Raw genomic sequence first — 2,130 nt, 5'->3', positions numbered from 1 at the left:
GATGAAAACTCTAGTAATGCCATATGTGTTCTTGTTGAAGTCATTGCTAAAAAATCTCAAAACATCCCTTGGAAAATATCTATAAATAAAGAATCTCAAAATAATGAAAGGATAAGAAAAATATCAATAGATAAATTTTACGAAATAATTACAGGTGATAAAGAGGCATTTAAAAAATTATGCGATCAATTAATTATCACAATAAATAAAATAGCTATTGAGAAAAATAACGATAACTTTATATTAGGAAATAACACTGTTTTACAAGAGTTAGAAGAAATTGATAAAGATAAATTATTAGCACTATATAAGTTAGCATTCTCTACTTATCAAGGATTTTAAAGGTCAATTTCTCGAAATAATTGCATTTCTCAAAACTAATGTTGAAATTTTTCCTTAAATAGCTTCCCTACTCTTAAAGCAATTTGCTCAATTACTGGAATACACACTGTATTCCCTAACAAATCCATTCCTTGTCTGTAAGATACCGAATCCAAACTATAATCTTCAGGGAAACCACAAAGTCTTAATCCTTCACGTAAAGTAAGTTTTCTAATACCATCACCGTCAATTACTCCTAACTTTTCTACATCCGTAGCCACTAGGGTTGGAGTTACCTCATGGGGATCAAGGATTTTAGAAAACTCAAAAGATAGTTTACCAGTAACTATATTGTAGCCTTTAGGTTTGGTCTCAATATAAACTCTTTTTCCATTAACTAGATCTTTAGGATGCTCAAAACTTAAATATCCTTTTTGCACTAAATCATCTAAGAGTTCTTGCAGATTTTCTTCTTCTACAAAAGTAGCAATTTGCTTACAAGTTAATGGCATGCCATCCATCCACTTAATACCAATTTCTTCAGCCCATTTTTTCTTACGACGTTCTTTTAACAGTTGGTTTAAGATTTGTTTTTGGCTTGAAGTTATTGCTCCTTTTAACTCAAGATCCCAAGAATGGATATTATCTTTACCTCCACGTTTATCTTTTATTGACTTACCGTAAAGTTGCTCTTGAGGATAATTTTGTAGTAACTTAGTACTAAATTCACTTGGCGTATAAGCTACCCCATGTTCTTGAATATCTTTAAAAGAACTTTGACTCAACTCAAAGTCTTCTAAGCTCACAAAAGTATCTAAAGTACCAACAAGATATACTCTTTTACGGCTTTGAGCTAAACCAAAATCACGAGCATCAAGAAGTTTATGTGTTACTTTATAACCAAGCGAAGCAAGAATCTCTAGCATGATTCCTAAAGTTCTCCCACCATCATGAGTAACTAAACCTTCAACATTTTCTAAGATAAAAGCATAAGGTTTTTTCGCTCGTAAAATTCTTTCAATCTCAAAAAATAAAGTTCCTCTTGTGTCCTTAAATCCTAAGCGATTTCCTGCTGCTGAAAAAGGTTGACAAGGAAAGCCAGCTAAAAGCACCTCAAAATCAGGGATGCTCTCTACTTGTACTTGGGTAATATCCCCAACAATATTCTCTTCAGAAAAATTATTTGTATAGGCTTTGAGAGCATGCTTTTTAATTTCTGAAGTCAGCACACATTTACCTTCAATCCCAAGCTGAGACAAAGCTTGGTTAAGTCCGATTCTTATTCCACCAAGACCAGCAAATAAATCTATATATCTAACTACATTTTTCATTGATTCTAAATAATTATTTATTCCTACTTTTATAACAGAGCGAACTTTAGTCGATAGATTATTTCCTAAAAAATTACTTTTTATAAAATCTATTTCATCTAAAGTTAAATATACGTTAACACCCTTTTTCTTATATTCTTCCTGTATCTTTTTACGTCCAGATCTTTGTCTTTTTCCACCTTTCATATACATAGTTATATAACACAGCACATGTTATATTATACCTTCTTTTTGAAAAATAAATTTATAAATCATATATACTATGCACCCCAAAAAACTAACATATCTATAAATTTACATATGTTATTATGATAATTTTTTATCTATCTATTATTTATGATTCAAAAATCTAATCCTCAACAAATCTACAACCTCCTAAAAGAAATAGATTGGAATAATCATCAAGGAAATATAGTATTTAATCTTGCTAATATTACCGTAAAAATAAACACTACTGATATAGTTGGAAATATATTAC

2 protein-coding genes are annotated in these 2,130 nt (G+C 30.2%); one reads left to right on the top strand and one right to left on the bottom strand.

Annotated features, from left to right (window positions below; all coding sequences use genetic code 11):
* On the top strand, window positions 1–342 hold a 342-nt coding region (locus tag CKF59_RS06235; RefSeq protein WP_119535086.1), incomplete at its 5' end, for an Eco47II family restriction endonuclease.
* Window positions 343–377: 35 nt separating this feature from the next.
* On the opposite strand, the gene dcm is transcribed toward CKF59_RS06235, so the two are convergent.
* Window positions 378–1,838, bottom strand: coding sequence for a DNA (cytosine-5-)-methyltransferase (gene dcm, locus CKF59_RS06230; protein WP_119535087.1), 1,461 nt, complete (start codon window positions 1,836–1,838; stop codon window positions 378–380).
* Between the last annotated feature and the right edge of the window lie 292 nt (window positions 1,839–2,130).

Origin of the sequence: Psittacicella gerlachiana, assembly GCF_003585965.1 — a bacterium.
Classification (GTDB): Bacteria; Pseudomonadota; Gammaproteobacteria; order Enterobacterales; family Psittacicellaceae; genus Psittacicella; species Psittacicella gerlachiana.
The sequence above is the reverse complement of the archived record's forward strand: the minus strand, read 5'-3'. Positions and strand labels throughout refer to the sequence as shown.